A 414-nucleotide genomic window follows, 5' to 3' on the forward strand; every position below is an offset into this window, starting at 1 on the left:
CAGTACGAGTCGGTGTCAGCTGGTTATCTACCTTTTTCATCACCCTGTGGACGGCTGTCACACCCTGATCGGACATATAGGACCGGATGTCGTCATCAGACAACCCGTCAAGGGATCTCGTAAAAACTACCCCACGTGACGAGTTGAGTGTGCGGTGCGCTTCTACTTTGACTGGAAACGTGTGCAATAACGTAGTCCGGATAAGTTTCTGGGCTTGGAAAGCACTGTCCACTTCCAGCAACAATGAGCCATTGCGCTGACGCGAACAGGTTTTAACAGGGCCAGCAATTGCATCAACACCTTTCTGTATAACGAAAGGATTGACAGAAGTGAAATCTTTTCCGTCGGTGCGCGACACAACAAGAAATTTCGGCAAATTAGGCAGAGTCTTCTTTTGCTGAGGCGAGTCTATCT

General features: G+C 48.8%; 1 protein-coding gene. It reads right to left on the reverse strand.

Annotation, left to right across the window (positions count from 1 at the left end; translation table 11 throughout):
• The coding region (locus AC0IXA_RS27180; protein ID WP_471814866.1) for a hypothetical protein at positions 1-414 on the reverse strand (414 nt) is incomplete at both ends.

The sequence above is a fragment of the Pseudomonas sp. AC083 genome (assembly GCF_979253165.1).